This window comes from Bacillus sp. EB106-07-01-XG149 (assembly GCF_058791555.1).
In genome coordinates, this window is sequence record NZ_JBYTDP010000002.1 from 549,604 (window position 1) to 573,723 (window position 24,120).

The 24,120-nt window shown below is 35.4% G+C and carries 25 protein-coding genes and 1 tRNA gene; 6 read left to right on the forward strand and 20 right to left on the reverse strand.

What is annotated here, in order from left to right:
• The first annotated feature begins 149 nt into the window (after positions 1-149).
• Together AC3WTA_RS08955 and AC3WTA_RS08960 are read left to right on the forward strand one after the other, a co-directional pair.
• Positions 150-662, forward strand: coding sequence for a cysteine hydrolase family protein (locus AC3WTA_RS08955; protein ID WP_000379163.1), 513 nt, complete (start codon positions 150-152; stop codon positions 660-662).
• Between the two features lie 433 nt (positions 663-1,095).
• Positions 1,096-1,386, forward strand: a complete 291-nt coding sequence (locus AC3WTA_RS08960) for an ArsR/SmtB family transcription factor (protein WP_000894375.1) — start codon at positions 1,096-1,098, stop codon at positions 1,384-1,386.
• Between the two features lie 151 nt (positions 1,387-1,537).
• Here the strand turns inward: AC3WTA_RS08960 and AC3WTA_RS08965 are convergent, their stop codons facing one another.
• Together AC3WTA_RS08965 and AC3WTA_RS08970 are read right to left on the reverse strand one after the other, a co-directional pair.
• Positions 1,538-2,650 carry a class I SAM-dependent methyltransferase gene (locus tag AC3WTA_RS08965; RefSeq protein ID WP_000425116.1) on the reverse strand — a complete coding sequence of 371 codons (1,113 nt, stop codon included), beginning with the start codon at positions 2,648-2,650 and terminating at the stop codon, positions 1,538-1,540.
• A gap of 9 nt (positions 2,651-2,659) precedes the next feature.
• Entirely contained in the window at positions 2,660-3,289 is a 630-nt protein-coding gene (locus AC3WTA_RS08970; RefSeq protein ID WP_000871246.1) for an MBL fold metallo-hydrolase, read from the reverse strand.
• 170 nt (positions 3,290-3,459) lie between these two features.
• On the opposite strand from AC3WTA_RS08970, the gene AC3WTA_RS08975 reads away from it, so the two are divergent.
• Positions 3,460-3,633: a DUF2759 domain-containing protein gene (locus AC3WTA_RS08975; protein WP_000524847.1), complete on the forward strand. Its 174-nt coding sequence runs from the start codon at positions 3,460-3,462 to the stop codon at positions 3,631-3,633.
• A gap of 81 nt (positions 3,634-3,714) precedes the next feature.
• On the opposite strand, the gene glcK is transcribed toward AC3WTA_RS08975, so the two are convergent.
• The 14 genes from glcK to AC3WTA_RS09045 all read right to left on the reverse strand — a co-directional run bounded on the left by glcK (position 3,715) and on the right by AC3WTA_RS09045 (position 17,958).
• Complete coding sequence (glcK, locus tag AC3WTA_RS08980; RefSeq protein WP_000391711.1) at positions 3,715-4,698, reverse strand: glucokinase; 984 nt, start codon at positions 4,696-4,698, stop codon at positions 3,715-3,717.
• 19 nt (positions 4,699-4,717) lie between these two features.
• Positions 4,718-4,918: a YqgQ family protein gene (locus AC3WTA_RS08985; RefSeq protein WP_000253699.1), complete on the reverse strand. Its 201-nt coding sequence runs from the start codon at positions 4,916-4,918 to the stop codon at positions 4,718-4,720.
• Positions 4,919-5,021: 103 nt separating this feature from the next.
• The gene (locus tag AC3WTA_RS08990) at positions 5,022-5,600 is read right to left on the reverse strand and encodes a 5-formyltetrahydrofolate cyclo-ligase (RefSeq protein WP_001206434.1); all 579 of its coding nucleotides are present in this window, start codon (positions 5,598-5,600) and stop codon (positions 5,022-5,024) included.
• A gap of 104 nt (positions 5,601-5,704) precedes the next feature.
• Positions 5,705-5,854 carry a 50S ribosomal protein L33 gene (gene rpmG, locus AC3WTA_RS08995; RefSeq protein ID WP_001265616.1) on the reverse strand — a complete coding sequence of 50 codons (150 nt, stop codon included), beginning with the start codon at positions 5,852-5,854 and terminating at the stop codon, positions 5,705-5,707.
• 68 nt (positions 5,855-5,922) lie between these two features.
• Positions 5,923-8,277: a sugar phosphate nucleotidyltransferase gene (locus AC3WTA_RS09000; RefSeq protein WP_000679319.1), complete on the reverse strand. Its 2,355-nt coding sequence runs from the start codon at positions 8,275-8,277 to the stop codon at positions 5,923-5,925.
• A gap of 384 nt (positions 8,278-8,661) precedes the next feature.
• Positions 8,662-9,318: a phosphate signaling complex protein PhoU gene (gene phoU, locus AC3WTA_RS09005; RefSeq protein WP_033657724.1), complete on the reverse strand. Its 657-nt coding sequence runs from the start codon at positions 9,316-9,318 to the stop codon at positions 8,662-8,664.
• Positions 9,319-9,483: 165 nt separating this feature from the next.
• Positions 9,484-10,299: a phosphate ABC transporter ATP-binding protein gene (gene pstB / locus AC3WTA_RS09010; protein ID WP_000226688.1), complete on the reverse strand. Its 816-nt coding sequence runs from the start codon at positions 10,297-10,299 to the stop codon at positions 9,484-9,486.
• A 28-nt stretch (positions 10,300-10,327) separates the two neighbouring features.
• Positions 10,328-11,194, reverse strand: coding sequence for a phosphate ABC transporter permease PstA (gene pstA, locus AC3WTA_RS09015; protein ID WP_001242550.1), 867 nt, complete (start codon positions 11,192-11,194; stop codon positions 10,328-10,330).
• Between the two features lies 1 nt (position 11,195).
• Positions 11,196-12,146 carry a phosphate ABC transporter permease subunit PstC gene (pstC, locus tag AC3WTA_RS09020; RefSeq protein ID WP_000940910.1) on the reverse strand — a complete coding sequence of 317 codons (951 nt, stop codon included), beginning with the start codon at positions 12,144-12,146 and terminating at the stop codon, positions 11,196-11,198.
• A gap of 27 nt (positions 12,147-12,173) precedes the next feature.
• The gene (gene phoX, locus AC3WTA_RS09025) at positions 12,174-13,091 is read right to left on the reverse strand and encodes a phosphate ABC transporter substrate-binding protein PhoX (RefSeq protein WP_000871268.1); all 918 of its coding nucleotides are present in this window, start codon (positions 13,089-13,091) and stop codon (positions 12,174-12,176) included.
• A gap of 330 nt (positions 13,092-13,421) precedes the next feature.
• A complete protein-coding gene (locus AC3WTA_RS09030; RefSeq protein WP_000039014.1) occupies positions 13,422-15,548 on the reverse strand; it encodes a peptidoglycan D,D-transpeptidase FtsI family protein in 2,127 nt (708 codons plus the stop codon).
• 109 nt (positions 15,549-15,657) lie between these two features.
• On the reverse strand, positions 15,658-16,935 hold the full coding sequence (locus AC3WTA_RS09035) for an MFS transporter (protein WP_000871366.1): 1,278 nt from the start codon (positions 16,933-16,935) through the stop codon (positions 15,658-15,660).
• A 116-nt stretch (positions 16,936-17,051) separates the two neighbouring features.
• Entirely contained in the window at positions 17,052-17,663 is a 612-nt protein-coding gene (gene sodA / locus AC3WTA_RS09040; RefSeq protein WP_001052034.1) for a superoxide dismutase [Mn], read from the reverse strand.
• A gap of 221 nt (positions 17,664-17,884) precedes the next feature.
• A tRNA-Ile gene (locus AC3WTA_RS09045) sits at positions 17,885-17,958 on the reverse strand.
• A 242-nt stretch (positions 17,959-18,200) separates the two neighbouring features.
• Between AC3WTA_RS09045 and AC3WTA_RS09050 the strand changes: the two genes are divergently transcribed.
• From AC3WTA_RS09050 to ispG, 3 genes are all read left to right on the forward strand, one after another.
• Positions 18,201-18,959: a DUF1189 domain-containing protein gene (locus AC3WTA_RS09050; RefSeq protein ID WP_000021902.1), complete on the forward strand. Its 759-nt coding sequence runs from the start codon at positions 18,201-18,203 to the stop codon at positions 18,957-18,959.
• Between the two features lie 73 nt (positions 18,960-19,032).
• The gene (locus AC3WTA_RS09055) at positions 19,033-19,398 is read left to right on the forward strand and encodes a hypothetical protein (protein ID WP_000825407.1); all 366 of its coding nucleotides are present in this window, start codon (positions 19,033-19,035) and stop codon (positions 19,396-19,398) included.
• A 164-nt stretch (positions 19,399-19,562) separates the two neighbouring features.
• Positions 19,563-20,678, forward strand: coding sequence for a flavodoxin-dependent (E)-4-hydroxy-3-methylbut-2-enyl-diphosphate synthase (gene ispG / locus AC3WTA_RS09060; protein ID WP_131934101.1), 1,116 nt, complete (start codon positions 19,563-19,565; stop codon positions 20,676-20,678).
• A 79-nt stretch (positions 20,679-20,757) separates the two neighbouring features.
• Here the strand turns inward: ispG and AC3WTA_RS09065 are convergent, their stop codons facing one another.
• The 4 genes from AC3WTA_RS09065 to AC3WTA_RS09080 all read right to left on the reverse strand — a co-directional run bounded on the left by AC3WTA_RS09065 (position 20,758) and on the right by AC3WTA_RS09080 (position 24,066).
• Positions 20,758-21,171: a Fur family transcriptional regulator gene (locus tag AC3WTA_RS09065; RefSeq protein ID WP_001054512.1), complete on the reverse strand. Its 414-nt coding sequence runs from the start codon at positions 21,169-21,171 to the stop codon at positions 20,758-20,760.
• Positions 21,172-21,184: 13 nt separating this feature from the next.
• Positions 21,185-22,018: a metal ABC transporter permease gene (locus AC3WTA_RS09070; protein WP_000613831.1), complete on the reverse strand. Its 834-nt coding sequence runs from the start codon at positions 22,016-22,018 to the stop codon at positions 21,185-21,187.
• Positions 22,018-22,788 (reverse strand): metal ABC transporter ATP-binding protein, encoded by a 771-nt coding sequence (locus AC3WTA_RS09075; RefSeq protein WP_001059649.1) that lies wholly within the window; start codon positions 22,786-22,788, stop codon positions 22,018-22,020. Before AC3WTA_RS09075 ends, AC3WTA_RS09070 begins: the two co-directional genes overlap by 1 nt.
• 399 nt (positions 22,789-23,187) lie before the next feature.
• Positions 23,188-24,066 carry a YitT family protein gene (locus AC3WTA_RS09080; protein WP_000435954.1) on the reverse strand — a complete coding sequence of 293 codons (879 nt, stop codon included), beginning with the start codon at positions 24,064-24,066 and terminating at the stop codon, positions 23,188-23,190.
• Positions 24,067-24,120: the final 54 nt, after the last annotated feature.

Consider the following 24,120-nt stretch of genomic DNA (forward strand, 5'->3'; position numbering starts at 1 on the left):
ATATGAAATTAAGTTTTCATATCTTCTTTTTTATGCCGTTACGTATATTTTTTACTTTTCGTATAGTTCATAAAAAAACGAAAGAGCACCATCTATTTCTAAATAATGAATTAATTGATATATTAAGAAGTAAAAAAGGGGCAAAAATAATGGATACTTGTGCAGATGTTTTAATCGTTATCGATTTACAAAATGGAGTATGTTATAGCGAAGAGCATTTATTCGATTTACAAAATTTACTTACAAAAGTAAATAAAAGAATTTCTTCATACAGAAAATCAAATAAACCAATCATTTTTATTCAACATTGTGATGATGATTTAGTACCCGAAAAAGAACTTTGGGCTATTCATGCTGATCTAGATGTTCAGGAACAAGATTTTTTTGTAAGAAAAACACATGCCAATTCATTTTATAAAACAAACTTGAAAGAGATTTTAGAACAATTATCTGTACACCGTATTGAATTTTGTGGTGCCCAAACAGAGTACTGTATGGATGCTACGATTAAATTTTCCCATGGACTAGAATACGAAAACTTCATGGTACAGAAAGCAACCTCTACGTTAAATAATCCGTTTATGTCCGCAAAAGAGACAATTGATTTTTATGAGAACATATGGAACCGCAGATTTTTAAAGCTGATAAAAGATGAACTCTAGAATACATAACTACTTTCTTGGTAATTCTAAAATTTATCAGCTATACTCAAATATTTTGTTATCACCATAAAGAAGCTAACTACATTCAGCTTCTTTTCTTTTAACCTGTTTTATATTCTATATATAGCATTATAATTCCTTTTTCTTATTATTTTAAAAATTTTGTATATTCATTTGAAAGAATAAGAAAATCATGATAAAATTGTGTTACAAATATATCTATATCTTTCAATTTTTAAAACGCATCGAAATTTTCACCCAAAAGTGTCATTTTACAAAACCATGCAAATTTATCTACTTTATTTACATCAGGGTCTCTTTTCTTACAATTTCTTTACTTTAGGAATTTTTTTCTGCAACAACTGTTTTCTTTTCTTTAATTTTTTGGTATGTATAGTATGGTATAACAGCTCACACGGAGGTGGAAAAGAACATGTTAGAAACCTTTCAAAAAGAAATAGAACTATATGAAAGCAATGCAGAATTATTGAAAGTACTTGCTCATCCTGTTCGCTTATGTATTGTAAAAGGATTAATTGAACGTGGTCCAAGCAACGTTTCTACAATGTACACTGGCTTAAACATGCCACAATCTACAATTTCACAGCATTTAGCAAAATTAAAAAGTGCTAAAATCGTTTCAAGTGAAAGAAAAGGATTGGAAATTTATTACAAAGTAGAAAACGAGACAATTATTCAACTCGTTCGCGTATTATTAGGTTAAGAGCTCATAAACAGAGAAAAAGGGCGTATTTTATATTTTTTATCTCATATCTTTAATATAAATATATATCATGAGAGAAAATATATGATGCTACATAATTAAAAAGTCGTATTAAAAAACAAGACACAGAAATATGCTGTGTCTTGTTTTTTTATATTTTCAAATGCTGATCCAAGTGTAACTGTTGCATATGTTTCGTATGTATCACAACATCAAATGCACTCCCTAATCCTCCGCTCAAAATCATAGAACGAACTGCACGATTTTGTTTTTGAGTTTCAGAAAAAGGATTTCGATCTTGGTGACCCGTAAGCTGATCTAATATTCCTGCTGCTAACAAAAACTCCGATTGCTTCTTATGCCATACTATATTCATGCCTTGCAGGCTAAACATCTCTTTCAGTTCGTCCCAATGAATATGAGTAGTAAGATCCATTTCACCTGGATGCTCTAAAGGATTACCGATTAACTTATGCTCGTAATATCCTCTTAAACTTCCTTCTTGATGTGCAGGATGCATCCATTCTTCTTTTGTGTATCCATAATCAACGGTAATACATACACCTCGTTGAAACCATTTCGCAATTTCTACTATATATTCTTCCATCGCAAGTGGCACTTCAAAACGCTGACCTTCAGCAAGATGAATATTATATTTCAATAAGTATCGACCAATATTTTTCTGTAGCGGTCTACATACTTCTGCGAGTTTCCCCTCCTCTGTGTACGTAACACGTACTTCATACAATATTCCATTTCTCTTCTCAATTACTTCAACAGGAAATGCATCAAATAACTCATTCGAAAAAAGAATCCCTTCGAACGATTCTCCCATTTCACTATGCGACGTATAATACGACACATTAGAAAACGAACAAAGATTTTTCTGCTGTAAGTTTTTATGAAAAGGGCTCATTTCAATCATTGAATAGTTTAAATCAATAAAGGTTTCTGGAGATACTTGCTTCCACTCTTGTAAAACATCATAGGCAAACCTTCCTGTTCCCCCACCAATCTCACAAATATTCGGAGCAACTTCACCATTTTCAACAAGACGAATAAAAAACTTAGCAAATGTTTTTGCAAAAACAGAGGATACGTTGCTACTTGTAAAAAAATCCCCTTGTCTTCCAATTTTTTCACGTTCCTTCATATAATAGCCATGTCCCTCTGTGTACAATACGAGGTTCATATACGTACTATATGAAATTGAATAATCCTTCTCTTTCTCCATCCATTCTTTTAAAATGAGCTCCATCTCCATACTAGCTCCTTACTGTAAAAATGGATTATTTTCTTTTTCAAAACCAATGCTTGTTTCTGGACCATGTCCACATAGCACCGCTGTATCATCTGGTAATACAAATAATTTTTCTTCAATACTTCCAATCAATTCAGCAAAACTTCCACCGGGTAAATCTGTTCTTCCGATGCTCATTTGGAACAATACATCACCAGAAAATACAGCATTCGCCTCTTTACAATAATAAGAAATACTGCCTGGAGAATGTCCTGGCGTCTCAAAAATCTCAAAATTAAATGAACCAATTGCTAATGCACCTTCTGCATCAATAATATGATCTGCTTGTTTTGCTGTAATACTGCGATTCATCATAAAAATTTGAGAGCCATTTACAGTTGCATCGCCTAACCAATCTGCTTCTTCTTTATGTACGTACACAGGAATATGAAAAGCGTCTCTTACCGCGTCAACAGCACCAATATGATCAAAGTGAGCATGTGTTAATAAAACAGCAAGTGGCTTTAATTGTTCTTCTTGTAAATATGTAACGAGCTTCTCGCCTTCGTGACCAGGATCAAAGATAATACACTCATTTTGATCATTCGTTAAAATATAAGCATTCGTTTGTAATGGGCCTAACGGCATTTGTATCCATTTCATATGAAAATCTCCTCCAATTATTAAACTTACTTTCAATGATACAACATTTTTTTCTCTTAGGAAAAGAAAGGATGCTATCTCGACAATCATTTTTAAAACATGTACAATATAAAAGAGTTAATATTCTAAAAACTCATATTAAGGAATGGGTAGACAGAGGAGGATATTGTATGGGCCTTGTTATTATTTTTGCGCTAGTCACTCTGTTAGCTGTATTCGCTACGCTTAGAACTCTTCGCGAAAAAAACTTATTCGCGGGCGGCTTTGCAATTGCAACTGTACTCGTTTTCGGATGGTTTACGATTATGACTGTTCTATATAACGGGTACCCACCAGCAGCTTAATTCATTTACATGTTATTCTTCATCAAGATTTCACACAAAAAAGAGGAAGGGTTTCCCCTTCCTCTTTTCATATTTCACAACTTATACCATCTTCGCTTCGTATTTGTGCTTTTTTACAAGCCAAGCTCCTCCGATAACACCTGCATCATTACCAAGTATTGCAATCGCTAACTTTGTGCTCTTTACAGCACGTGAGAAAGCATATTGCTCGAAATAACGTTGAATTGGCTCTAATAGTGCATCTCCAGCTTTAGACACGCCCCCGCCAATAACAATTTTCTCTGGGTTCAACGTACTAGCAAGGTTCGCTACAGCTAATCCTAAATAAGAAGCTACTTTTTCTACTACTTCGCCTGCTAGCTCGTCACCTTGTCCAAGTGCTTCAAACACATCTTTTGATGTAATACGCCCTTCTTCTGCTAACATAGAACGTAGAACACTCTCTTTATTAGTCTCTTGTATTTTTTGCATAGCAACACGCACAATACCCGTTGCAGATGCTACAGTTTCTAAGCAACCAGACTTCCCGCAATTACATGGGAAAGCATTCTCTGTAACTACTGTAATATGTCCAATCTCACCAGCAGCTCCGCTTACGCCGTGTACAATCTCACCATTGGCGATTACACCACCACCAACACCAGTGCCAAGTGTCATACAGATTAAATCTTTTGCTCCTTCACCAGCACCTTTCCACATTTCACCAAGCGCTGCTAAGTTTGCATCATTATCAATAACAACAGGTAATCCTGTTTCTACTTCTAATAAATCTTTTAACGGATAGTTTTTCCATCCTAAATTAACCGCTTCATAAATCATTCCAGACGCCACGTGTACAGGACCAGGAGCTCCCATACCAATACCGATTAACTTGCTTTTCAATTCACCTAACTCTTCTAACTTTTTATCAATAGCTTTCGCTACATCAAGCGTAATATGTTTTCCTTGCTCATTTGTATTCGTAGGGATTTCCCACTTATGTAAAATTTCACCGTACACATTAATAAATGCTAATTTAATCGTTGTACCACCAAGGTCAACCCCAACTAACCATTTCTCTTCCATGTTGCTTACCTACCTTTATCTAATTCTTATTTAGCTCTTTTTGAATTTCTTGCTTCAATAAAAATAAAGCTGTTTGATAGTCTTGTGGATCGATTAACTGTGATTGATTTAATTCACGCAATTCATCTTGCATTAATTGTAAATCTGCAATTCGATCACCTGTATAAATAATCGTACCAAATTTCTTTAGCAATTGTTGAATATCATAAATAGATACCATTTCATCACCCTCTATGCTCACTTACTATAAAAAATTATAATAAGAAAACGTTCACATATTTTATTATAATCAAGAAGAAAAAGTCTCGTCAATTTTTATTTGTCTATACAAGCCCATTTTTAACCATTGTTCCTTTTTCTGTAATAATTTTTTCTACATTTTTATCAAATGGCTCTACTGGAATATGTTCTACCATTTGAAAACTATAAGCTAATGATAGCGTTTTCCCTTTATAATGCACGAGATAACGATCATAATAGCCACCGCCATATCCAATCCGTTCTCCTCGCTCTGTATAAGCTACGCCTGGCACGATTTGAAGATCAATTTCATCTGCATTCACTTCTTCCGTAAGCGCCGGAATTGGTTCACGTAAATTCATATACACTATTTCTAATTGATCCAAATTACTAATTTGCCGGAAAGACATCGTTCGTGTTCCTTTATTACACTTCGGAACAACAACTTTCTTTCCTTCTTCCCAAGCTTTTTCGATAATAGGATATGTATTCACTTCATTTTCCATTGAGAGAGTGATTCCAACTGTTTTAGCTTCAGCCCACTCTTTTTGCGCATACAACGAAAATGCAATTTTCTCTGATAAAGTTGTATATCGTTCTTCTGATAAAGAATTCATGTGCTCTATTATTTGTTTACGTAAACGTACTTTCTCTTCTCTCACACACTTTCCCCCTCACAGTGATACTTTGCTCTACGATGATAGTGTATCACTTTTAACAGAGGAATCGAATAAAAAAAGAAACAGTAGGAAAATATTCCTACTGCTTACTTTGTTTCACGGTGTAACGTAGACTTCTTGTCACGCTTGCAATACTTTTTAAGCTCGATACGCTCAGCGTTGTTACGTTTGTTTTTCTTTGAGATATAGTTACGATCTCCGCATTCTGTACATGCTAGAGTAATATTCACACGCATTCTTATTCCCTCCAGTACTAATAACTTAAATCAGACTATACTATAATACCACTTTTAAAATAAAAATTCTACACCTTTTGATATTGTCTAATTTTTTCTATAAGATTTTTCATGTTTTCCCTTGCTATTACTGGGTTTCTAGCATGCGAATACACTAAAAATTTCGGTTGTTTTGTGTCAGAAACGATATAAGACCACTCTTTTTCTGTATATTTGAACTGTACACCTTCAAATATACCTTCTTCTTTTCTTTCCATATCAGCTAATAATTTCCTCATTACTTTCCCTTTTTCATTCCATGAACATACAACTTCATCACAAAGTAGGTAGAGCGGCGGTGATTGCTCTACTATGCTGAGAAATGTTTTCCCCTGCAATGCTATTAACTCGAATAATTTTCCAATTCGATATAAAATATCTCGCTTCCATCTCGCTTGAAACGACTTTTTTTCATCCTGCGTATAAAATAGAAGGTAACATTCTCCTAATTTCAAAGACATCGGGTAAATATTTCCTGCCGATTCAAGTAATAAATCTGGAATATCTACCTCTTCAAAATCTGTTCCTTGGTAAATATTACTATGATTATCATATAACTCGAAATAATTTCCTTGCTCTGAAAACATAAGTGCCATATTTGCTTTACTTGATTTCATCAAAGCTTTCACATGATCCTTTTGTTCGCCCGCATAAATCCATGTAACTGTGCATCCGAGCCTTTGTAAAAAGAGCATCAGTAAATGTTGTAACATATCATTGCTCTTATTAATAAGAAGATGAAACTTTTGTTTTTGTATTTTCTCAATATCAACGCGCTCTAATACAGCCTCTATATAATCATGTAAAGAAACGTGGACTAGCTTATTTCGCCCCATTTCTTTCTCACATACGTAATAAAATGACTCAGACATATATACTTGTTCTATCGCTTTTTGCTGCTTATACGTTAATTGTACCCCATCCTTACCATATAACTTTATAACAACCTCTTTTTCATTTTCCACTTGAATGAAAACCCCACCAGCACATTGTAAATCCTGTATGCTATACTGAAAAAGCGACTCGTTCATTTCTTTGCATTCCATCGTATGAACCCCGATACCATGAATCGCATGAAGAAAGAGATTTTTATAAGAAGTCGTTTCTATATGTTCTTGACTCCCAATTAATATACTTTCCCCTTTCGCAAAAAGGGACCCGTACGCCATTGCAACCTTTACAATAAATTGAGGAGTGATCTCAACATTACCTCTTCCTACAATGCGGCTTTTTTGCAACCATCCTGCACTCTTTTCACTTTCTTGAACACCAGCCGACCCTACTACCGAATAGCTGTCAATCGCCTTATATGGCCATAGTTTTCCCTTTTGCTTAATTACCGTACTTTTACCTATATGACAATGATCCGCTACAATGCTTTTTTGAAACAGTGTAACGTCATCTTCCACCATTGTATGCTCTCCTATTGTCGTTTCTAATAGCTCGCAATACTGCCCAATGTGCGCATTTGCAAAAACAATACTTTTTTGAAGATGAGAATAACTTGAAACAATACTATTTTTTCCGATAATAGAGTACGGTTCAATTACAGCTCCAGCACCAATCTTTGCTCCTTCTCCAATAAAAGAAGGACCGTGAATTTTCGTTCCTTTTCCTATCGTCACACCTTCTCCCATCCATACCATCGGCAATACTTCCGTATAAGGAATTGGTACTTGCAATTTTTTCGTTAACAAATCAAATTGTGCTTGTCGATATTGATCAAATGTACCGATATCTAACCAATAACCTTCTGATAAATATGCAAATAATGCGTTCTTATTTGCCAATAGCGGAAACACATCTTGACTGAAATCAAAAAACTCTCGGGGCGGTATGTAAGAAAAAATTTCTGGCTCCATAATATATATACCTGTATTCACAATATTAGAGACTACTTCATTCCAGCTCGGCTTTTCTATATATCGTGTAACCTCTTGTTCTTTGTTCATTACAACTAAACCGAATGAGAGTGGGTTTTCTACTTCCTTTACAAACATAGTTACCATTCTTTTCTTTTGTTCATGAAACATAATTCCTTCTGATAATTGAAAATCAGTTAACGCATCCCCGCTTATGACAACAAACGTTTCATCTAAAAATGTTTCCGCTTGTTTAATACTCCCTGCGGTTCCAAGCGGTGGAGAGTCTTCAAAATAGTACAAGTTAACGCCCCATTTGCTACCGTCACCAAAATATTGCTTAATGGCTGTACTCATATACTGAACAGTAATTGCAATTTCACGAATACCATGCTGACGTAATAATTCAATATTGTATTCCAAAACTGGCTTTTCTAATAATGGCAACATCGGCTTTGGAGTATTACATGTTAATGGTCTAAGGCGTCGTCCTTTTCCTCCAGCTAAAATAACCCCCTTCATATACTTCAGCCTCCACTTATATAATGTTCAGTAACTTCATATACGATATGTATATTATCTACCCCGCATTAACTAGCAGTATAAAATGAAACTTTAATTAGTAGGGATTTTGTGCATCCCCCACTGATTATTAGCCTTGATTACTTGACTCGGGCTTTTACAGGCAGTAAAACTCCCTATATACATGTACCTTTTAAACGCCGCGAAAGAAAGCGCTTACCATTAACTTAGTAAAATATTCCTTAAGAAGTGAACAACATATATGTCCTATTTTTTCCATTATATTATGATACATCTTATCATCATAAACTAAAGGAAACAACGAGCTTTTTTTGTCATGTTTTGACTAAAAAAAGCAGGTGATGTTTCACCTGCCTTTTTTCTTTATTCATTTAATAAGTAATGCTTTCCTTTTACTAAATAAAAAACATTTTCAGCAATATTTGTAATATGATCCGCTACACGCTCGATATATCTCGCCACAAAGGATAATTGTGTAATTTGTGTAATTGCTTCTGGTTGTTCTGGAACTGAAGATATAAATTCACGAATCGCTTTCCCATATATTTCATCAACTGAATCATCCATTTCGGCAATTTGTTTCGCAAAAGTTAAATTTTCTTGCTCATATGCTTCTAGCGCTAACTGTAGCATCTTATTTGCAATTGCAAACATTTCATCAAGATTGTGCAAACTAACAACCACTTCTTTTTCCCCAAGACGAATTGTTGATTTCGCAATATTAACAGCATGATCTGCAATACGCTCTAAATCTGTCGCTGTTTTAATTGAAATGAAAATCCTTCTTAAATCACTTGCTACAGGTTGCTGCTTCGTAATAAGCATAAGCGCAAGATCATTTATTTCCTCTTCTAAATTATCCATACGATAATCACCATCTATTACCTCTAACGCTTTCTCTACATCCCTTTTATGAAGACCTTCCATAGCAAGCAATAAAGCTTCCCTCGCTAGCTCTCCAAGCTCAATCACCTTTTGCTGTAACATTTTTAAATCACATTGAAACTGTTCTCTTACCATTGTTTCTTCCCCCTCAATATTATGTGCCATTATATATAGATCTCCTACCTAGCCTACTTGTAATGAGCCTTAAGATAGGAGAAGTATTACTTCTCTAATTAAATGAGGTAAAAATAAGAAATACCCTCTGTTAAGAGGGTATTTACTCTTATCCTTGCAACGATATCAACCGAATCGGCCTGTAATATAATCTTCTGTACGCTTATCTGAAGGTGTCGTAAATAATTTATTTGTATCTGTATATTCCACAACTTCTCCACTTAAGAAGAAAGCAGTTTTGTCTGAAATACGTGCTGCTTGTTGCATGTTATGCGTTACGATCACAATACTAAAGTCTTTCTTTAACTCTTGAATTAATTCTTCTACTTTTAATGTTGAAATTGGATCTAGTGCCGACGTTGGCTCATCCATTAAAATAACGTCTGGTTCAATTGCTAAACAACGTGCGATACATAGACGCTGTTGCTGTCCACCAGATAAACCGTATGCATTATCATGCAAACGATCTTTTAACTCATCCCAAATCGCTGCTCCACGTAAACTTTTTTCAACAATTTCATCCAATGTTTTCTTATCACCAATACCATGAATTTTCGGGCCATATGCTACATTTTCATAAATAGATTTCGGAAATGGATTTGGCTTTTGGAACACCATTCCCACATGAGTTCTTAATTCTTCAACTGGGTATGATTTTTCAAATATATTGCGCTCTCTATATTCAATTACACCTGTAGTTCGCACGATTGGTACTAACTCTACCATACGATTTAATGTTTTTAAGTACGTTGATTTACCACAACCACTTGGCCCAATAATTGCTGTAACTTCATTCTCATGAATGCTTAAGTTAATATCTTTTAAAGCATGGTCTTCTCCGTACCATAAATTTAAGTTTTTCGTATCAAATACTACTTTCTTTGGTGCAGTCTCGATTTTCTCCTCGTTTTTCACCTGTACATTTACTACTGTTGCTACCATTTGAATTCCCCTTTCATCCATTTCCAACTTATTTTCGATTTCGTAACCATAAGACAAACATATTGATAAAGAGTAATAAACCTAACAAAACAATCATCCCAGCAGCTGCTACATACTGAAATTCTTCTTGCGGTCTACTCATCCAATTAAAAATTTGAATTGGTAAAACTGTAAATCTATCAAACATACTAAATGGAACATAATTTGCAAATGCAAGTGCCCCGATAACTAATAGCGGTGCCGCTTCTCCAATTGCCCTTGATATCGCTAACGTACAACCCGTTATAATTCCTGGGAAAGCAGATGGCAATACAATTTGATACATCGTTTGCCACTTCGTAGCACCTAATCCGTAAGAAGCTTCTAATAATGAACTTGGTACAGATCGTATCGCTTCTTGACTCGCTACAACAACTGTCGGTAAAACGAGTAAACTCATCGTCAGTGCCGCCGCAATAATACTCTCCCCTAAATGAAGAGCATATACAAAAATAGTTAAGCCGAGTAATCCAAATACAACGGAAGGTACTCCTGCTAACGTTTGATTATTAATTTCTATTACCTTTTTAAATATAGATTCCTTCGCATATTGCTCCAAATAAAGAGCAGTTCCAACTCCAAATATAAAGGAGACTGGTATAACAATACTCATAAATAATATTGTTCCTGACAAAGCTGCAGCAATCCCAGCTTCTTTCGGATTACGCGAAGCGAAGTTTGTAAAGAAATCTAACGAAAGGTAACTTATACCTTTTTCAAAAATTTGAAAAAGTAAAATAAGCAGTATTACTATTGAAAACAAAATTGCTATATAAAATAACAACTTGTAAACTCGGTCTTTTAAAAAACGTGATGCCATATTTTCTTGTATTTTTTTATGATTCAACATTCGCATATTATGTCACCCTCCTAAAGCGGCGCATAATAGAGTATGAAATGATGTTCATTATAAGAGTAAACAAGAATAACGTTGCGCCTACAGCGTACATGCTGTAATACGTAATTGTTCCATGCGGAGCATCACCTAAGCTCACTTGCACAATATAGGCTGTTAGCGTTTGAATAGAGTGTGTCGGATCGAGCGATACATTTGGTGTAGATCCCGCTGCAATTACAACTATCATCGTTTCACCAATTGCTCTGGAAGCAGCTAATATGATCGCTGCCATAATCCCTGTAAAAGCCGAAGGAAACACGACTTGTTTTACCATCTCAAACCGAGTTGCTCCAAGTGCTAACGAAGCTTCTTTCGTTCCTTTCGCTACAGCTCTCATCGCGTCTTCAGATAGAGATGCAATTGTAGGTATCATCATAAAGCCAATAACAATACCTGGACTAATCGCATTAAAAAACTGTAAATCTGGTATAATCCGTTGTAAAAGTGGTGTGACAACTGTTAATGCAAAAAAACCATATACAATTGTCGGGATACCTGCTAATAGTTCTAACATCGGTTTTAATACTTTCCTTGCACCGTTTGAAGCATATTCGCTTAAAAATACGGCACACGCTAAACCGATAGGAATTGCTACGAACATGGCAATTGCTGTTACAAGGAACGTTCCACATATAAGTGGTAATATACCGAATTTAGGATCTTCAAAAAAAGGTAACCATTCTTTTCCCGTCAAAAAGGAGTGTAATGGTATTGTTTGAAAAAACATCAATGTTTCATTTGCCAATGTGAAAATAATTCCAAGTGTCGTTACAATAGACACGCTAGCAATTATTTTTAGTAATAACGGAACGATTCGATTGATTCGCTGCGTTTTTTTTCTTTGTTTTGTATTTCTTTCAATCAAATGTTGTACAGAAAATGTAATTTGACTTTTGTCATTATGAGCCAAAGATGAAAACCCCTTTCCACCCTGACATTACCTTTTTATTTCTGTTAACATCCGCAGCTGTTCATTGTATTTTTCTTTTGGTAATTTTACATATCCTACCTCTTCAGCGAGATCACCAACATGCTGAATCATAAACTCAATATAATTTGCTACATTCATTTTATTTCGGATAGATGCATTATTCACATAAGCAAATAACGGCCTAGATAATGGCTTATACTTACCTGATTGAATGGTATCTTTCGTCGGAAGTGCACCATTCACTTTTATTGCTCTCACCTTATCTCGATTGGCCATATAATAAGCATATCCTACAAAAGCAATGGCATTTTTATCATTCATTACCCCTTGCATAATAACTTGATCATCTTCAGACAAAGAGACTTTTTTTACAATGCGACTATTTTGTAAGATGACATTTTGAAAATAATCATACGTACCAGAGTCTACACCTGGCGCATAAAACTTCACCTGTTCACGTGGCCATGATGAATGAATTTGTGACCATCGCTTTTCGCTTTCATCTTCACTCCATAATAGACGTAACTCGTCTACCGTCATATTGTCTACCCAAGTATTTTGGCGATTCACAACGATCGTAAGACCATCGTAAGCGACTTCGAACGGTGTAAACTGAATGGAGTTTTTCTTCATTTCATTTTCTTCTACTTGTTTCATTGCTCTCGAAGCATTATTTATATCTACTTCTCCTTTACTGAAACGATTAAATCCTCCTCCTGTTCCAGAAACACTGATGGAAATCTTCACGTTTGGATGCACCTTTGTATATTCCTCCGCTACTGCTTCTATAACAGGAAAAACTGTTGAGGATCCATCAACTCTCACTTCTCCCATTTCATTCACAGCAAATACAGTAGACGTACCAACATAAAGGAAACAAGTCGACAGTATGAAAACTTTAATCGATGCACTTATCCATTTCACGTGTTCTTCCTCCTAGAAGTAACCGGAAATAACAGGATTACAGATATAAGAATACTGCTAAACTATTAATTCGGTTTTAATTGTTTGTAAAAGTTTTGTAAAGTTCCACAAGAATCAACATTAAGTAAAACTTTAATCCGTAGCCATCGTTCATCTTCACTAATGATTGGCTCATAAAATCGTTATCCTCTAGAGGCTTGTGTAAGTATCATTTGTGAGATCTCTTATTTTTTCGATATAATATGCTTGTCCACCTTATTAAAACGTATGCATGAATCATAAAAAAAAGCACACTATCTTTTCAGATAGTGTGCTTTTTTTACAACTTTTTTATTCGTCATCTTGATCTCTATTTTTCTTTTTATTATCTATTTCATCTTTTGAAACTTCGCCATTTTCTACTTTTTTCAAATCAAAGTACGCGTCCATAATGTCACGGCTAATATATCCGTTAATACCTGATTTATCATCTACCCAAGGTACAACAACAGAAAATGCTACTTCAGGATCTTCAAGTGGCGCATAGCCTACTAACGTTAAGTTATATGTTTCTTTACGCTCACCGTTTGCCTTTCTACCAATCTCTTTATCTCCGCCATACACAGTTTGAGCTGTACCTGTTTTACCAGCAGCTTTATAAGGTGCACCTGCAAAGTATTTCGAAGCTGTACCACTAGACTCGTTAAATACTTGTCTAAATCCTTCCTGAACACGTTTAATTTGTGATTCAGGCATATCAATACGGTTTAGTACTTTCGGTTCCATTGAATGAACAACTTTTCCAGTTTCTTCTGGTTTCGCTGCCGGCTGACGAATTTCCTTTACAACTTGCGGCTGCATACGGTAACCACCATTTGCAATTGTTGAAACATATTGTGCTAATTGAAGTGGTGTATACGTATCGTACTGTCCAATTGATAAATCTAATAGGAAACCTGGCTGAGTTCCCTTACCTATTTGACCCGCAGATTCATTCGGTAAATCAATACCTGTTTTCACACCAAGTCCAAACTGTCCGAAATAATAACGCATCGTATCAAATGCTTTTTGTGGTATATCTAACGTACCACCTCTCACATATTGAACACCTGCGAGATTCATCGCTGTTTTGAACATATATACGTTAGAAGACATTTTTAACGCTGTCAGATCATTAATATACCCCATCGTCTTCCAAGAAGATTTTTTCGGCGTTCCTTTCAATACGATTGGTTCATCGAGTTGAACTGAACCTGGTTGAATCGCACCTGTTTGATACCCTGTAAGTACTGTCGCACCTTTTACAGTTGATCCCATCGGATAAGAACTTGTCATCGTTCCTAAGGCGAAATCTTGTACTTTCGTTTCGCCATTTTCATTCACTAACTGTTTCCCTGCCATAGATAAAACTTCACCATTTTTCGGATTCATCATTACAACGAATGCACGATCTAAAAGAGGTTGTCCCCCTTTATATTTCAATAAATTTTTAGTGATAATTTCTTCTACACGTTTTTGTAATTCCATATCGATTGTTAAGTTCAGGTCATTACCTCGTTGTCCTTGTGCGACATTAATCGTTTCTAAAATATTACCGTTTTTATCTGTAATATTTTTCACTTCTGCTTTCGTACCGTGTAGGCTATCTTCATATTGCTGTTCAAGATAACTTTTCCCTACGCGGTCATTTCGATTATAATCACGAACAAGATAGTAATCTAGCCTTTCTCTCGGTAACCCTTCATCAGACGTTGACACCCCGCCAAGTACACTTCGGAATAAATCATCATACGTATATTTTCGATCCCAATCAACATTCGTATCTACACCCGGTAATGCTGCTAGGTTTTCACTAATAATCGCATATTCTTCTGGTGTAGCATCTTTTTTTATAACTTGTGGTGTCATTGCATATCCGCCGTCCATTTTGCTTTTAATCGCTAGTATTTCTAAATCTTTTGCGGATAATTGATTCACTTCTTCTTCTGTCACGCGACTTCGTTGACGCTCATCTAATTCTTTATCGTCAATTTTTTTATCTTTTAACTCTTGACGATCTTTATTCGTAATTTTTTCTTTCGCTTCCTCTTTATGCATAGCAAGCCAATAATCTTTTTTATCACGATCTGTTAATTTATCTGTCGGTACTTCAATCAACTCTGCTAGCCTTTTCGCTGTTTCTAAACGAGCCTCTGCAGTTGATCCTTTCATTTTTGTAAATGTAATCGTACGAACAGCTGCATTATCTACTACAGCTCGCCCATAACGGTCAAATATTTTCCCACGTGGTACAGGATTACTTATCGTCGAGTTTTCTTTCCTCTCCACTTCATTCTTATATTCCTCACCGCGAACAATTTGTACATATCCAAGCCTTACAATAACCGCGGAGAACATTAAAAACACGCAGAAAAACAGCACGTTTAACCGAAAAGGAACGTGAGTCTTTTTCTTTTGTTGTTTCTGCTTCTTGCTCATACAAACCCCCTCTACCAACAGCTATGTAATGTGAAAGGGACACCTTCATACAGGTGTCCTCACTGCTGTCTTACATCTTTTTCTATTCTAGCATAAAACAACCGAGAAGTTAACCTTCTGGTTCTGTTTGATTCTGCGCAGTCGCTTGCGTTACAACACTTGTTTTACTCGCATTTTCCTCATCATATTTGACATTTTTAACTGCAAAATAAATAAGGAAATGTCCTGCACCTAAAATACATAATAAGTAAGGCAAACTTTTTTCAGGCGGAAAGAATAATACAGCACATAAAAAACTTAAAATCGAACAAATTCTTCCTGCATTTAACCATAATTCCCGGACAACTACATACTCTACACGCCACTCTCTCGCATTTTTCGCTCTGCCAATTACATCATATGTCATGGATCCGTACGGAACGAGCAAAATAGGGTATGCAACCGCAATACACGCTGCATAAATAAGTAATTTTGCGTATGTAACATTGAATATAACTAAAAATACGACAGCATATAAAATAATGCCTCCAAGCAAAATTGCTTTTTTCCGCCACTCTTTCTTTAACATACGAGTGACTAAGTAGTAACATACAAATGATACAGCAGAATTTACTAAGCTATATTTTCCTAAGGCGAGTTCGCTATCCGTCGCTAAATACACGTATACGGAAATCACAAAAATAAACGTTCCCTCTCTCAACCCTTGGAAAAAATGAGCACGTGTAATTCTTCCCCAATTTTTATCAATCTGCCGCTCTTTCAATACTTGTACAATTTCATACCGTCCTTCACATTCTCTCTTAGATACAAAAAAGCTTAAAATGACAGCAATTGCAAATAACAGTAACGAAAGAAAGAATATAACCGTATAGCCACTCCATTTTTCCATACGTGAAATTGTGTATCCAGCTGCTATCGGTCCAATCATGCCAGAGAAGGATGTAAGAAGTCCAAGAAACCCATTAAAGAAATCTCTTGTTTCTGGTTCTGTAATCTCAAATGTTAATAAGTTAAACGCGAGCCAGTAAAAACCATATCCGACTCCTAAAAGAGCCCCCATTAATAAAATATAGTGAGAAGCGCTTTTTCCCGCTACTAAAACAACGATAAAAAAAATAGCTAACGTGCCTACGCCTATTCGTAACAAGATTGAGCGATCAATACGCTTCGCTAATTTCCCACCTATAAGAAATGTGAGAGGCTGTAATACAACGCTGGCCAAATTATACAAGCCAAGATTCACATAATTTTGTGTTTGTTTCCATAAATAAATGTTAACAAACGTATTCGATAAAGAAATTGCGAGCGTGTATAAACCTCCAATAAGGAGCAACAACACTAAATCCCGATTCACTTCAACGTCACCAATTATATGTTTCCACTTCATACACAACTCTCCTTTACTTCATGTTCTAGTCTTCCAAAGACAAGCCCAATTATGTAAAAGGAAAGCATAGAAAAAAGCTAGGAGCATTCTCCTAGCTTTTTCTATCGTTATTACAATTATTTTGCTTCTTGGTAACGTTTTTCAGCAGCGTTCCAATCTACAACGTTCCAGAATGCACCGATGTAGTCAGGACGACGGTTTTGGTAATTTAGGTAGTAAGCATGTTCCCAAACATCTAAACCTACAACTGGAGTTTTACCTTCAGTTAGAGGAGAATCTTGGTTTGGCGTGCTTGTTACTTCTAGCTCACCATTGTTTACTACTAACCAAGCCCAACCAGAACCGAAACGAGTTGCGCCAGCTTTTGCGAATTCTTCTTTGAATGCATCGAAGCTACCGAATTTCGCTTCAATTGCAGTTGCAAGTTCGCCTACTGGTTGTCCGCCGCCGTTTGGAGATAAGATTGTCCAGAAGAATGTATGGTTAGCATGTCCGCCACCATTGTTACGTACTGCTGTACGAATTGCTTCTGGTACTTCGTTTAAGTTTGCAACTAATTCTTCTACGCTTTTGTCAGCTAATTCTGCATGACCTTCTAAAGCAGCGTTTAAGTTTGTAATGTACGTGTTATGATGTTTTGTATGATGGATGTTCATTGTTTCTTTGTCAAAGTGAGGCTCTAAAGCATCATACGCATAAGGTAAATTTGGTAATTCGTGTTTTGCCATTGTTATATTCCTCCCAGTTTATGTATTGCCACTTAAGTGACATACAACTTCATTCTACCCTAATTGCCATAGGGTGCAAACAAATAAATCACATTGTCTTGCTATCATTAACGTAGCAAAAATCCCACTTCTTTTCAATTAAAATGCTCATATATTCCGTAAAAAAAGCTCCCTTCTACAAGGAAGCTTCCCACTAACATAATAAACATGTGAAATGGATATGGACCCTGTAGGACTCGAACCTACGACCGGACGGTTATGAGCCGTCTGCTCTAACCAGCTGAGCTAAGGGTCCACAATTATGTATGTAACAACATATCAAATAAAGGAATTCCTATCAGATATATCCTTTAAGAAATGTAAGATAAATTTACCATATGGCAAAGAAAAGTGTCAATTGTATTTTTCTCATATAAAAGAAGAAAATTAATAAAAAGAAATTTAGTTATCTCCACTATATGTAAATATAATATATCTTGAGATTCTCTAGATTCCTACGTTACAATGATTTTATACATACATAAAGGAAGTGAATCTATGTCCATATTTACCCAATTAGCAAAAAGCGTATATTCGCCTAAAGATATGGCGCTATTCCGTTTTCAAAAAATCGGAAAAACCATTTTGTATATTATGCTACTTTGTCTAATCACTACTATTCCAAGAACATTCTTTTACGGTAGCTTTATTCAAGATAGTGTTACCATGGTAAATCAAGCAATCGAAAAAGATTTACCTGATTTTAAAATCGAAAACGGTGAACTAAAAGCAGATATTGAACAACCTATTCTAAAGGAAGAGGGAGATGCTCTTTTCGTATTTGATCCCAATACAACAGATATAGAAACATATCAAAACAAAACTGGTTTATTTATTTTAAAAGATAAAGTAGTTTCTATAGGAAATGGTCAAACACAAACATACTCCTATAATGATTTATTAGGGACATCTCTTGAGAAGAAAGATTTGCAAGATTTCATTTCTGTATTCGATAGTATTTATCCAATTTTACTAGCTGTTATCGGCGTGTTAGTATACCTATTCCAATTGTTTATTACTTTCTTAGGAATTACTTTACTTGCGTTTATTGGTTCTGCTATGAGCGGTCAACGTAAATTATCTTATAAGCAAGTATGGACGTTAACTGCGTACAGCTACACAATTCCAACAATCTTCTTTATGATTATGGATCTATTCAAAATTGTTGTACCTGGTTCAACATTCATTTATATCGCAGTTGTTTTAATTGTTCTTTACTTAACGATTAAAGAAGTTCCAAAACCGAAAGAAAAATAAGAACGAAAAAAAATGCCTAAATAGGCATTTTTTTTTTGGACAAGCATATATTCCTAGCAAAGGAGTGAAGAATATGAAGAGGTTAGGTATATTCTTATTCGTGCTTGTTCTTGGTTATATATTTTATTACGATATAAAAATCGGCACTTTACCGATGTTAAGTTCATATAAAAAAACAAATGCGGCCCAAACGATAAAACAAGAAAGTACAGATACAAAACAAAAGAAAGAGAACAAAGCAGAAAAAGAAACAGATGTAACTTATAAAACAATTGAAGTCAAAACAGGTGAGACAGTTCTTTCTATTACCGAACAAATTAATAAGAAAAAAATCCCTTCCATTGAAAAGGTAATTGATGACTTTAAACAACTAAACAAAAGTACATCTGCTACAAAAATACAAATTGGAAAGTCTTATAAATTCCCGTTATATCAATAAGCAATTACTTAATCCTTGTCAATTACATAAAGGCGCTGATACAATAGTAAAAGTGAAACCGAGCACTTCGGTTTCTATAGCCCTGTATCACGTATACTTTCATTGATATGAGGGACTAAATAAGAAACTTCTTTTATAAGGAGAGCGATCTATTCGTGAATGAAATGACTCATCGTACAAAAACACGTCCAGTTAAAGTCGGTAATTTAACAATTGGCGGTAATAATGAATTAATTATACAAAGTATGACAACAACAAAAACACATGATGTTGAAGCAACAGTTGCTGAAATTAAGCGTTTAGAAGAAGCTGGCTGTCAAGTCGTCCGTGTTGCTGTTCCAGACGAACGCGCAGCAAATGCTATTGCTGATATTAAAAAACAAATCAACATTCCACTTGTTGCTGATATTCATTTTGATTATCGCCTTGCTTTAAAAGCAATTGAAGGTGGCATTGATAAAGTACGTATCAATCCAGGTAACATTGGTCGTCGCCATAAAGTAGAAGCTGTTGTAAATGCAGCAAAAGAACGCGGTATTCCAATCCGTATCGGTGTAAACGCAGGTTCATTAGAACGTCACATTTTAGAAAAGTACGGATACCCAACTGCAGATGGTATGGTCGAGAGCGCCCTACATCACATTAAAATTTTAGAGGACTTAGATTTCCACGATATTATCGTATCTATGAAAGCCTCTGATGTTAACTTAGCAATTGAAGCATACGAAAAAGCTGCTCGTGCTTTTGATTACCCATTACATTTAGGTATTACAGAATCCGGAACATTATTTGCCGGAACTGTAAAAAGTGCCGCTGGTCTTGGCGCAATCTTAAATAAAGGCATCGGAAATACACTACGTATTTCATTAAGTGCTGACCCAGTTGAAGAAGTAAAAGTTGCGCGTGAACTATTAAAGTCATTCGGTCTTGCATCTAATGCAGCAACACTTATTTCTTGTCCAACTTGTGGTCGTATTGAAATTGATTTAATTAGCATCGCTAACGAGGTGGAAGAATACATCTCTACACTAAAAGTACCGATTAAAGTTGCAGTACTTGGTTGCGCTGTAAACGGTCCTGGTGAAGCTCGTGAAGCTGATATCGGTATTGCCGGTGCACGTGGAGAAGGATTATTATTCCGTAAAGGGCAAGTTGTTCGTAAAGTACCAGAAGAAATAATGGTAGAAGAACTGAAAAAAGAAATCGATGTAATTGCTGCTGAAATGGCTGCTGAACGAGAAAAAGAAAAAGAAAAAGAAAAAGAAACACAAGAACAATAAAAAGAAGGTTGCCACAATATTTGTGGGCAACCTTCTTTTTCACGTAAAAAAACTCGTCAGTTACGTAACCGACGAGTTCTTATTTTGCACATTTTGGACAACGGCCGTATATTTCAAACTTATGCCCGGTTACTTCATAACCGTTAAAATCTTTATTCATAAAATCCATCGGGCAGGAAGTAATCTCTTTCGTCCCCCCGCAATCTAAACAAATAAAATGATGATGATGTTCCATAATAGAACATGTAAAACGAAAATGTTTTTCACCATTTAATTCCGTTTGTTCTAAAACACCGATTTCAGCAAACACCGTTAAGTTACGATAAATCGTATCAAAGCTAAGACCTGGATAATCATCCTTCATATGCTCTAAAACGTCTTTCGCCGTTAAATAACGATTGTGAGCTGCAAATAACCTGAGCATTTCTTCCCTTTTCCCAGTATGTTTGTATCCTTTATCTTTCATTAGGCGTAAAGCTTCTGTTAGATTCATATCTATCCCTACTTTATGCAGTTTTTTTCTTTTTCCATAAAATCGCACCAATTAAAATAAGAACTGCTATCATAACAATTGTACCACCTGGTGCTAGATCAAGTTGATATGAAGCAAACATTCCACCAATTACTGCAATTTCACCAAATAAAATGGAAAAGAAAATTGTTTGTTTAAATCCATTCGCAATACGAATACTTGCTGCAACTGGTAACGTCATTAATGATGATACTAGAAGAACCCCTACTACACGCATTGATACTGCAATGACAAGAGCAACCAATATAATGAAAATAAAGTGAATCCACTTTGCACTCAAACCGGTTGATACAGCATATTCCTCATCAAACGATAGTAAAAATAACTCTTTGTATAATAAAGTGATCGTTACAATAACAACAATTGCTACAATGCCGATGATTATTAAATCCGTACTTGTTACAGCACTTACACTCCCAAATAAATAACTAAATAAATCAGTGTTAAATCCATTTGCAAGTGATATAAAAATAACCCCAATCCCCATTCCTGCTGAAAGAATAATCGGAATTGCTAATTCTTGATAATGTTTATATACAGTACGTAATTTTTCAATTAGTAACGCCCCACCAATAGAAAAAATCATTCCCATATATAACGGATTTAAAAATCCTCCTGTGAAAATTGTTTTTTCTAGTAGTAAACTTGCAGCAATACCCGATAATGTCACGTGACTTAATGCATCCGCAATAAGCGACATTCGGCGAATGACAACAAATACACCGATAAGTGGTGCAACAAGTCCTATTAAAACCCCTGCATATAAAGAGTTACGTAAAAAGTCATATTGTAAAAAATCTTGTATCATTATATCCTCCCGTGATGCTCATGCTCGTGTTCTAAACGATGAACATGATGTCCATATAAGACGGACATTTCTGCATCTTCTAACTCTCGGAACTTCTCTACATTTCCATGGAAATGTAGATGTTGGTTTAAGCATGCAACATGTGTTACCTTCTCAGTAACAGCTCCCATATCATGAGTAACGAGAATTAATGTGATTCCTAACCTTTTGTTTAAATCCTCTAATATCTCATAAAAACTTTCTACATTCTTCACATCTATTCCAACAGTGGGCTCGTCCAAAATAAGTAATTCAGGATCACTAACGAGCGCACGAGCAATAAATACACGCTGTTGTTGTCCACCAGAAAGTTCTCCGATATTGCGCCCTTGAAACTCACTCATCCCTACATCAGCAATCGCTTTTTCTACCTTTTCCTTATCGTTTTTCGTGAAAAAGCGAAACAGCCCTTTTTTAGAAACGAGTCCCATTGATACAACTTCAAAAACAGTTGCCGGAAAACCAGAATTAAAGCTATTTGCCTTTTGCGACACATAACCAACTTTGTTCCATTCTTTAAACTTCTTACTATCAACACCAAACAAACGAATACTTCCCTGTTTTGGCTTTAAAACGCCTAATAAACATTTTAGCAAAGTTGATTTCCCAGAACCATTCGGCCCAACTAAACCTAAAAAAGCTCCCTTCGGAACTTGCAAATTAATATCTTCTAACACATTTCGATCTTCATATCGAAATGACAATCCTTCTATTTCTAATATATTATTCATATCATCTCACCTATTTTAATTCAGAATGATTCCGATTTATATCTATTTGAATTATAGTACAGCTTATTATAGTTGTAAACCAATCTGCCTAAAATATATCAATTTTTTCAAGAAACCTTACTATTATAACAAAAAGCAGAGAAAAATTCTCTGCTTTCGAAAAGTATTCCTATAAAGTGAAACTTTAATCAGTGGGGTTTTCTTCATCCCCCACTGATTATTAGTTGAACCAATCGGACTTTTATGGGCAGTTGATCCCCCATCTAACTTCTTTGCTTTCGCTGCATTTTGAGGTGGGGGTCTTACTACTGCCCATTAAAGCGGGATAAAATGAAACCTTAATCAGATGAGGCCATCCCCTACTGATTATTTGCCATCAAATAGCGGGATACATGTTTTTTAGTGAATAGCCGATTTAAACTTTCCACCATTTGTCTCTTGTGTGCTCATAATCGTAACAAACGCATTCGCATCAATTTCATACACAATTGATTTTAACTTCGTCACTTCCAGACGCGTTACAACTGCATAAATAACTTCTTTTTCTTTATCCGTGTAACCGCCTTTCGCTACAAGCTTTGTAGTTCCACGACCAAGACGATGCAAAATCGCATTTGATACTTCCTCATATTGATCTGATACAATTAAAACCGCTTTTGTTTCATCTAAACCTTGAATGACTGTATCAATTGTTTTGAAGGCGATATAGTACGCCATAACAGAATACATAGCTTGTTCAACACCAAATACAAATGCTGCCCATGCAAAAATGAATAAGTTCACAAACATTACAAATTCGCCAACAGAGAAAGGCAATTTCTTCGTTAATAAAATACCCATGATTTCTGTTCCGTCCATTGATCCACCATGGCGAATAACGAGCCCTACACCAATACCTAAAATAAGACCCCCAAACACTGTTGCTAAAATCGGCTCTGTTGTAAATGGCGGAACAGCATGTAACGTTGATTCAATAAACGCTAAAGCTACAATACCGAAAGCCGAAGATAGCATGAATGTTTTTCCGATTTGCTTATAACCTGAATACATAAATGGGATATTGAGAATAACGACTAAAGTAGAGAAACTTAACCACCAAATATTAGGAGTAAGATAATCTAATATAAGAGAAATACCAATAATTCCACCATCAATAATTTTATTTGGCATTAAAAATAGTTCAATCGCTACCGCTGCGCATGCTGCCCCAAAAATAATCATAACTAAACGATAAATAAGATGGATAACACTTTCTTTTCGATGTTGCTTTTGTTCCATAAGTCCTCCTTATACTCTTTTTCTATAGTTTTGTCCTTATATTATAACATACGC

Coding starts and splice junctions, on each gene's coding strand:
- AC3WTA_RS08955 (WP_000379163.1), top strand. CDS start 150: ATGGATACTTGTGCAGATGTTTTAATCGTTATCGATTTACAAAATGGA.
- AC3WTA_RS08960 (WP_000894375.1), top strand. CDS start 1,096: ATGTTAGAAACCTTTCAAAAAGAAATAGAACTATATGAAAGCAATGCA.
- AC3WTA_RS08965 (WP_000425116.1), bottom strand. CDS start 2,650: ATGGAGATGGAGCTCATTTTAAAAGAATGGATGGAGAAAGAGAAGGAT.
- AC3WTA_RS08970 (WP_000871246.1), bottom strand. CDS start 3,289: ATGAAATGGATACAAATGCCGTTAGGCCCATTACAAACGAATGCTTAT.
- AC3WTA_RS08975 (WP_000524847.1), top strand. CDS start 3,460: ATGGGCCTTGTTATTATTTTTGCGCTAGTCACTCTGTTAGCTGTATTC.
- glcK (WP_000391711.1), bottom strand. CDS start 4,698: ATGGAAGAGAAATGGTTAGTTGGGGTTGACCTTGGTGGTACAACGATT.
- AC3WTA_RS08985 (WP_000253699.1), bottom strand. CDS start 4,918: ATGGTATCTATTTATGATATTCAACAATTGCTAAAGAAATTTGGTACG.
- rpmG (WP_001265616.1), bottom strand. CDS start 5,854: ATGCGTGTGAATATTACTCTAGCATGTACAGAATGCGGAGATCGTAAC.
- AC3WTA_RS09000 (WP_000679319.1), bottom strand. CDS start 8,277: ATGAAGGGGGTTATTTTAGCTGGAGGAAAAGGACGACGCCTTAGACCA.
- phoU (WP_033657724.1), bottom strand. CDS start 9,318: ATGGTAAGAGAACAGTTTCAATGTGATTTAAAAATGTTACAGCAAAAG.
- pstB (WP_000226688.1), bottom strand. CDS start 10,299: ATGGTAGCAACAGTAGTAAATGTACAGGTGAAAAACGAGGAGAAAATC.
- pstA (WP_001242550.1), bottom strand. CDS start 11,194: ATGCGAATGTTGAATCATAAAAAAATACAAGAAAATATGGCATCACGT.
- AC3WTA_RS09030 (WP_000039014.1), bottom strand. CDS start 15,548: ATGAGCAAGAAGCAGAAACAACAAAAGAAAAAGACTCACGTTCCTTTT.
- AC3WTA_RS09035 (WP_000871366.1), bottom strand. CDS start 16,935: ATGAAGTGGAAACATATAATTGGTGACGTTGAAGTGAATCGGGATTTA.
- sodA (WP_001052034.1), bottom strand. CDS start 17,663: ATGGCAAAACACGAATTACCAAATTTACCTTATGCGTATGATGCTTTA.
- AC3WTA_RS09050 (WP_000021902.1), top strand. CDS start 18,201: ATGTCCATATTTACCCAATTAGCAAAAAGCGTATATTCGCCTAAAGAT.
- AC3WTA_RS09055 (WP_000825407.1), top strand. CDS start 19,033: ATGAAGAGGTTAGGTATATTCTTATTCGTGCTTGTTCTTGGTTATATA.
- ispG (WP_131934101.1), top strand. CDS start 19,563: ATGACTCATCGTACAAAAACACGTCCAGTTAAAGTCGGTAATTTAACA.
- AC3WTA_RS09065 (WP_001054512.1), bottom strand. CDS start 21,171: ATGAATCTAACAGAAGCTTTACGCCTAATGAAAGATAAAGGATACAAA.
- AC3WTA_RS09070 (WP_000613831.1), bottom strand. CDS start 22,018: ATGATACAAGATTTTTTACAATATGACTTTTTACGTAACTCTTTATAT.
- AC3WTA_RS09075 (WP_001059649.1), bottom strand. CDS start 22,788: ATGAATAATATATTAGAAATAGAAGGATTGTCATTTCGATATGAAGAT.
- AC3WTA_RS09080 (WP_000435954.1), bottom strand. CDS start 24,066: ATGGAACAAAAGCAACATCGAAAAGAAAGTGTTATCCATCTTATTTAT.